This window comes from Blautia sp. ZXY-1-C6 (assembly GCF_056339875.1).
The window spans coordinates 1-8,150 of the sequence record NZ_JBWJVQ010000164.1 but is presented as its reverse complement, the minus strand read 5'-3'; the positions used below and the strand labels follow the sequence as shown (position 1 = coordinate 8,150).

7 protein-coding genes are annotated in these 8,150 nt (G+C 41.2%); 6 read left to right on the top strand and 1 reads right to left on the bottom strand.

Annotation, left to right across the window (positions count from 1 at the left end; all coding sequences use genetic code 11):
* Positions 1 to 111: 111 nt before the first annotated feature.
* Positions 112 to 1,074 (bottom strand): AraC family transcriptional regulator, encoded by a 963-nt coding sequence (locus AC075J_RS08015; protein ID WP_476390225.1) that lies wholly within the window; start codon positions 1,072 to 1,074, stop codon positions 112 to 114.
* A 186-nt stretch (positions 1,075 to 1,260) separates the two neighbouring features.
* Between AC075J_RS08015 and AC075J_RS08010 the strand changes: the two genes are divergently transcribed.
* From AC075J_RS08010 to AC075J_RS07985, 6 genes are all read left to right on the top strand, one after another.
* The gene (locus AC075J_RS08010) at positions 1,261 to 2,526 is read left to right on the top strand and encodes an ABC transporter substrate-binding protein (protein ID WP_330595370.1); all 1,266 of its coding nucleotides are present in this window, start codon (positions 1,261 to 1,263) and stop codon (positions 2,524 to 2,526) included.
* Between the two features lie 165 nt (positions 2,527 to 2,691).
* Positions 2,692 to 3,585 (top strand): carbohydrate ABC transporter permease, encoded by an 894-nt coding sequence (locus tag AC075J_RS08005; RefSeq protein WP_020993601.1) that lies wholly within the window; start codon positions 2,692 to 2,694, stop codon positions 3,583 to 3,585.
* Positions 3,586 to 3,597: 12 nt separating this feature from the next.
* On the top strand, positions 3,598 to 4,422 hold the full coding sequence (locus tag AC075J_RS08000) for a carbohydrate ABC transporter permease (protein WP_271728670.1): 825 nt from the start codon (positions 3,598 to 3,600) through the stop codon (positions 4,420 to 4,422).
* Between the two features lie 198 nt (positions 4,423 to 4,620).
* Positions 4,621 to 5,286 (top strand): YesL family protein, encoded by a 666-nt coding sequence (locus tag AC075J_RS07995; RefSeq protein WP_055199749.1) that lies wholly within the window; start codon positions 4,621 to 4,623, stop codon positions 5,284 to 5,286.
* Positions 5,287 to 5,320: 34 nt separating this feature from the next.
* Positions 5,321 to 7,522 carry an alpha-galactosidase gene (locus AC075J_RS07990; RefSeq protein WP_055199748.1) on the top strand — a complete coding sequence of 734 codons (2,202 nt, stop codon included), beginning with the start codon at positions 5,321 to 5,323 and terminating at the stop codon, positions 7,520 to 7,522.
* A 247-nt stretch (positions 7,523 to 7,769) separates the two neighbouring features.
* Positions 7,770 to 8,150 (top strand): hypothetical protein (locus AC075J_RS07985; RefSeq protein ID WP_476390224.1); only part of this gene is annotated, 381 nt, incomplete at its 3' end.

Here is an 8,150-nt window from a genome sequence, read left to right as displayed (position 1 = left end):
CGGGAGTATGTCACCTGCAAAATAATAACCGAATCAGGTAAGCCTCTTGTGGAGGTTGCGAAAAGCAATAAGCAAAAATAAAAAATCAACAGTGAAAAAGCAGGCAGATGATCACACAGAATCATCTACCTGCTTTTCGTTAAATTTATCCATCATTTCTTTGTGAGTTTTATAATTCTTCGGACTCATTCCAAACTTCTTCTTAAAAGCCTTGGAAAAAACAAGCTGGTCTTCATAGCCCACATTATTAGCAATCTCTTTAACAGACAGACTGGTGCTGACCAGAAGATTGGCTGCTTTATGCATCTTATAATCAATGAGGAAGGTCTGTGCGGACATTCCAAGCTCTTTCTGAAAGGAACTGTTCAGATAGGCACGGCTGATTCCGATATTATCTGCAATATCAGAGATGCCGATTCCTCTTTGATACATATCTTTAATATATTCAATGGCAAGCTCCACGTAAACACTGGTGCTATAAGCATATTTGGCATTTTTTTTGTTCTGTGCAGACTGTTTTTCATGAAAGTCGGCAAGCTCGGCTAACAACAGGATCAGATAAGCCTGGCGCCTTAGATCATTGGCTTTGGAAAGCTGCTTATGATTCAGCATATAATCGATGTGTTTCAGGATTATTTTCTGATCCGGTGCAGGAAGTACTAATTGATTTTTGGAAAATCCACATTCTTTTACCATTGAGTGAGCTCGGATTCCGCGAAAACCAATCCAGGCATAAGTCCAGGGATTGGTTTCATCAGCACCGTATGTGACTGGTTCATTTGGATAAATTACAAACATCTGTCCGGGAGTAAGGCTCCAGGTCTGACCTCCGGCAGAATAGAATCCGGTACCGTCCAGCACAAAATGGATGATGAACTCATCTCTTGGCATGGAACAGATATGTCCGGGCGGGCAGTGTTCTTTGCCCGTATGGATCAGACTGATATCAAGGGAGCCTTCTTTCAGATTTTCAAGACAGCGGAAAGTAGCGCTGTCCGTATATTTTACATTTGGCATTTGGGTAATTCCTTTTTCTATTTTCTTTGATTGCAGATATTGTTGATATAAAGACATAAGGACTGATATCCTGCAAATACGCATAAATTCAAGTCGTTGTTGACATTTTACCATAAATTCAGCGGTTTTTCCATAACGATTATGACATAAATTCATTTCATTAGTCCATTTAAAAAAATAGACAAAAACGTATAATAAGAATCACAAGGAACACGTCGAAACGACGAATAAAGGAGGATGTATATGAGAAAAAACATGAAAAAACTCACAGTCGCAACAGTGATCGGTGCTATGACAGTTACTGCACTTGCACCAGTAAGCGCACAGGCGAAAGACAAAACTCTGACAGTTGCAATCTGGGATAACGGACAGAAAGCCGGACTTCAGGAAATTATGGATGAGTTTACAAAAGAGACCGGAATCAAAACTGAACTTCAGGTAGTAGAGTGGAGCAGCTACTGGACACTTCTTGAAGCAGGTGCATCAGGCGGAGACATGCCGGACGTATTCTGGATGCATTCCAATGAAGCTGTAAGATATATGTCCAATGATATCTTACTTGATCTGACAGACAAGATTGCAGACAGCGACAAATTGGAAATGGACAAATTCCCGGAAGATATCAAAGAAATGTATCAGTGGGACGGAAAAACATACGCAGTACCGAAGGACATCGATACAATTGCTATGTGGTACAACAAAGATATGTTTGATGAAGCAGGAATCGACTATCCGGACGGAAGCTGGACATGGGATGAATTCTATGATATTGCAGAGAAACTTACAAAAGAAGACGGAAGCCAGTACGGTTTTGCAGCAAACCCGTCTAACGAGCAGGATACATGGATGAATATTGTTTACTCCATGGGCGGACGTGTACTGACAGATGACAACAAATCCGGTTTTGATGATCCAAACACTATCAAAGCAATGGAATTCGTTGACAAATGCGTTAAAAATGTAATGCCTCCTGCATCTACAATGTCCGAAACAGGTACAGACGTACTCTTCGGATCTGGCAAGGTAGCTATGATTTCTCAGGGATCCTGGATGGTATCTGCTTTCAAAGACAACGATTATATCAAAGAACACTGTGATGTGGCAAGACTTCCGAAAGATGCTGAAACAGGAGAGAGCGTATCTCTTTACAATGGTCTTGGATGGGCAGCATCTGCAAACACAGATATGCCGGACGAAGCTTTCCAGCTTATTGAGTGGTTCGGTTCCAAAGATATGCAGAAGAAACAGGCTGATCTTGGTGTAACAATGGCAGCTTACGAAGGAATGTCCGATGGATGGGTTAACAGTGTTGATTGCTTTAACTTACAGCCATACATGGATGCAATGGACAATATCGTATTCAGACCACACACAAATGCAACACTTGCATGGTGGAACCCAATGTGCGAAGAACTGAAGAAACCATGGAATGATGAGGAAAGCATGGATGATGCATGCAAGAATATCGTTACTATTATGAACGATGCCATCGCAGAAGAGTCCTATTAATTAATGTTTAACAAAACCATTCATAAAAAATAAGAAACGGAAAAGCTGCCGCAGAAAAGATTCCGATCATGTGATAACCACAGGAGTCACAAAGGGTATGCTCATATGCGGCAGTTTTCCATTCAAATCAGCAACAAAATTCTATGATAAGAAGGAGTGAGAGCCGTGGCAAATCCAAAAAAAGGTACCAGTCAGGCGCGGAATGAATTCATCTGGGGATGGGCGTTCATTCTTCCTACAATGCTTGGTCTGATCATCTTAAATATCTATCCGATTTTTAAGACCATTTATGAGAGCTTTTTCAAGACCGGAGATTTCGGTAAGGGAAATATCTTCATTGGTTTTGACAATTATGTAAAGCTGTTCCACGATGCGGAAGTATGGCAGGCATTATTAAATACATTTAAATATGCCATTGTGGAAGTTCCGTTTTCCATTGCTATCGCACTTGTACTGGCAGTTTTATTAAACCGTAAAATGAAAGGCCGTGCTGTTTACAGAACTATTTTCTTCCTGCCTATGGTTGCTGCTCCGGCTGCGATCGCCATGGTATGGAGATGGCTGTTTAACTCAGAGTTTGGTCTTCTCAATCACATTTTTCATACAAAGATTAACTGGATTTCTGATCCGAAGATTGCAGTCTATGCGATCGCAGTGATCGGTGTATGGTCCATCATTGGCTACAATATGGTACTTTTCCTATCAGGTCTGCAGGAAATCCCAAGAGATTATTATGAAGCAGCAAGCATTGACGGAGCAACCGGAATCAAACAGTTCTTCCACATTACAATCCCGCTGCTTTCACCGACCATCTTCTTTGTAATGGTTACCCGTGTCATCGGTGCCATGCAGGTATTCGACCTGATCTTCATGGTTATGGACAGAAACAGTCCTGCACTTTACAAAACACAGTCACTTGTTTACCTGTTCTACCAGAATTCCTTTGTACAGAATAACAAAGGTTATGGTTCAACAATCGTCGTACTTCTTCTGGTTGTAATTATGATCATGACAGTATTCCAGAATATTGCGCAGAAGAAGTGGGTTCATTATAACTAAGGAGGGATAATTATGTCAGCAAGAGATAAAGCAAACAGAGTTCTGATCCATGTTATCCTGATACTGGTATCTATTACCATGCTGGTTCCTTTCTTATGGATGATTCTGACAGCTTTCAAAACTATGACAGAGGCAACCTCTGTCAACCCGTTCGTAGTCCTCCCGTCTACATGGAGATGGGACAGTTTTAGAGAAGTAAGCGCAAATATGGATTTCTTACATCTGTATATCAATACCTTACTTCTGATTCTGGGTCGTGTTGTATGTGCGGTTCTGACAGCAACACTGGCAGGCTATGCATTTGGACGTCTGAACTTCAGGGGGAAAAACCTGATGTTCTCTCTGGTACTTTTCCAGATGATGGTGCCTGGACAGATCTTCATTATCCCACAGTACTTAATGGTAAGTAAAATGGGAATGCTCAATACCATTTTTGCCCTGGTATTTCCCGGTATTGTTACTGCATTTGGTACATTTCTCCTCAAACAGGCTTATATGGGACTTCCAAAAGATCTGGAAGAGGCAGCACGTCTTGACGGATGTAACATCGGTCAGACCTTCCTGTTCATCATGGCTCCTCTGACACGTTCTTCCATGGTGGCACTGGGAATCTTCACAGCAGTATTTGCATACAAAGATCTGATGTGGCCTCTGATCTGTAACAAAGATGTAATGCCTCTGTCAGCAGCACTTGCAAAAATGCAGGGACAGTACACCAACAATTATCCGCAGCTGATGGCAGCATCTCTGCTTGCATGTATCCCGATGATCGTACTGTATCTGATCTTCCAGAAGCAGTTCATCGAAGGTATTGCAACATCTGGTGGTAAGCTGTAAGTTAAAAAAAATAAAAAGAAGAATCCGGGAGGTTCGGGACATTTCCCCTGAACTATACAGGCAGAATTTTGTTATACAACTGGAAAGAGAAGAATAACAGAAGGCTGCCTGAAACTGGATATCTGATTGCTGAATCATCTGTAAAGGTGAAAGTCAGGACAAAATCATTAAGATAGAAAAAGGAAGGGGTAATAAAAAATGAAACCAGGAAGTCTTTATGACAGGATATTTGGATTTTTAGGTCAGTTAATTGCATTGAATTTACTATGGATCGTGTGCTCTCTTCCTGTTATTACAGCAGGGGCATCCACCACTGCTTTGTATTATTGTACATTAAAACTCCACAAGGATGGAGATATCCGGGTATTTCATGATTTTTTTAAAAGCTTTAAGCAGAACTTCAAACAGTCAACTCTGATCTGGATCCTGATGGCAGCAGTTGCAGTATTTCTTTATATGGAGAAAGAATCGTTGGTAACTATGCCTGGTTCCATGCCACAGATTTTCAATTACGTGATTCTGGCGGTATGTATTCCGCTGATTGCCATTGCACTGTACATATTCCCGACAGTTGCAGCATTTGAAAACAAAACAATGACTTTGATCACAAACGCATTTTATTTTGCGGTTAAACATATAGGTTATGCGATAGCAGTGGCAGTGATCACGATACTGCCAATGACCATGACACTTGTAGATGCAAAACTTTTTCCGGTATATCTGCTGATTTGGTTGATGGTGGGATTTTCCCTGACAGCCTATGCAGATTCCTGGTTTATGTGGAAACTGTTCAAACCGTATTTCAAAGAGGACGAAGAAGAACATCACTATGTAGATACAGAACCGGATCAGTATGCTTTTTAACAAAAAAACAACAAAGAAATGAGAGGTACAGAGTATGGAATGGATTAAGTATCATGAGGCAGAAAAAGTATTTGACCTGAGAACAGAAAACAGCACCTATCAGATGCAGGTAAGAGAGTATGATACTCTGGTTCATCTGTATTATGGATGCCCGGTAGGGGATTCCCTGATTACGGACAGGATTGTATGTGTGGACAGAGGATTCTCCGGAAATCCGTATGAAGCAGGAAAAGACAAAACATTTTCCCTGGATACTCTGCCGCAGGAATATACAGCTTACGGAAACGGAGATTATCGTATCAATGGTCTGGAAGTAGAGCAGGCAGACGGCAGCGACACTGCAAATCTGAAATTTGAATCCTATGAGATCACAAAAGGAAAATACAGCCTGAAAGGTCTCCCTGCAATGTTTGCAAAAGAAGATGAGGCAGAGACATTGGAGATTGTCCTGGCAGACCGTGTCAGCGGACTGAAAGCACATCTTCTCTACAGTGTATTCCCACATCTGGATGTGATCACCAGAGCAGTTCGTCTGGAACAGACTGGTGAGACACCTGTTACAGTAAAGAAAGCAATGTCTATGGAAATGGATTTTGAATATAGAGAAATGGATGCAGTTCATTTCTATGGCAGACATAACGTAGAACGTCAGATGGAAAGAACACATCTGGGTCATGCAAACTGGTCTGTAGGAAGTATTCGCGGCACTTCCAGTCATCATCATAACCCATTTGTAATCCTCTGCGACAGAAACACAGAAGAAACATATGGAAACTGCTATGGATATGCACTGGCTTACAGTGGAAACTTTACATTTGAGACAGAGGTAGATCAGGTAGGACATACCCGTGTGGTAATGGGAATCCATCCATATCATTTCGCATGGACACTGGAAAAAGGTGACACATTTGAAACTCCGGAAGTGATTATGTCATATTCCGCAGAAGGATTTGGAAAACTTTCTCGCATTTATCATGATGCATACAGAAACAACCTGATCCGCAGCAAATACGTAGAACAGCCAAGACCAATCCTCGTAAACAACTGGGAAGCTACCTATTTTGATTTTGATGCAGACAAACTGTATCATATTGCAGAAGAAGCCAGGAACATCGGCTTGGATATGTTTGTTCTGGACGATGGATGGTTTGGCAAAAGAGATAATGACTGGTGCGCACTTGGTGACTGGGAAGTAAATGAAGAGAAGATCAAAGGTGGACTTCCTGCACTTGCAGAGAGAATCCACGGACTTGGACTGAAATTCGGTCTCTGGGTAGAGCCGGAGATGATTTCCGAGGACAGTGATCTCTACAGAGAATATCCGGACTGGGCATTGAAGATTCCGGGACGTGCTATGAACCGGAGCAGACATCAGCTCAATCTGGACATTACCAGAAAAGAAGTCCGTGACCATATCATGAACCAGATTTTCAAAGTTCTGGATGCATGCAAGGCAGATTATGTAAAATGGGATATGAACCGCAGTGTAGACAACGTATTCTCCGCAGCACTTCCAAAAGAACGCCAGGGAGAGGTTTATCACAGATATGTACTTGCAGTATATGAAATGATGGAAAGCCTTGTGCAGAGATATCCAAATCTCCTGTTTGAATCCTGCTCAGGTGGCGGCGGAAGATTTGATGCAGGAATGCTCTATTATTCTCCACAGATCTGGTGCAGCGATAACACTGATGCTATTGACAGACTGAAAATCCAGTACGGTACTTCTTTCGGATATCCGGTAAGTGCAATGGGGGCTCATGTCAGCGTATGCCCGAACCACCAGTCAGGCAGGATCACACCATTCGAGACAAGAGGAACGGTTGCATCATCCGGTACATTTGGCTATGAACTGGATCTGATGAAGATGTCCGAAGAAGACAAAAAGACAGCCAGAGAGCAGATTCTGAAATACAAAGAAATCGAGCATCTGGTACAGTCCGGAGATTACTATCGTCTGATAAATCCATTTGAAAACAACAACCATGTACTCTGGCAGTTCGTATCCAAGGACAAAAAAGAGACAGTTGTATGTGGCGTAAGACTCCACAGCGAAGCTAATCCGTATATCTATCTTTTCTATCCTCAGGGACTGGATGCAGATCTGCATTACGAAGACATTGCAACCGGAAAAGTATACACAGGCGCAGCACTGATGAAAGCAGGACTGCCATTACCATTGACAACAGGTGATTACCAGCCAATCAGATTTACATTTAAGGCAGTGGAGAAATAATTACCGAATCAAATAAGTTATCTGATTCAATTGTAGGTGACTGTTTGAACATAATAAAAAGATGAAAACCAGTAATTAAGTTTATTAATAGCAGATAAGCTTAGTTACTGGCTTTTTTTGTCCTTTGCCATCTATAGATATCAATCAGTAAATAATCACAAAATTTTATATGATATATCTTTATAAGATGTTGTAGAATGATGTAAAATAGTCGTAGAATTATAAAAAACGAGGCAGGTAAAGAAAAATGAAAGAGAAAATCAAAAAAATGCCGGGAAGAATCAGAAATTATTTTTGCTCACATATGAGTGCGCAGGTTACAGTAACAGTAGTATTACTTCTGATTCTGGCAGGTCTGGTCCTTCAGATTTACGTAAAAAATCAATATTTTAATTATCTGCTCAGGAATACCAGATCAATGGAAGAATCCATGATTGAAACATCGACGATTAATATTGATGCAAATCTGAAGGATATCATCAGTGCTGCATGCAATGTAGGAGTTAATGAGACATTAAGAGTTCTGGTAGAAAACACGGAAGCAGACGGAATACTTCTGGCAAAAGAAAAACTGACATTGGGCAGCAGAATGGATGATATTGCTCATCAGATTGGAAGTGTTGTATCT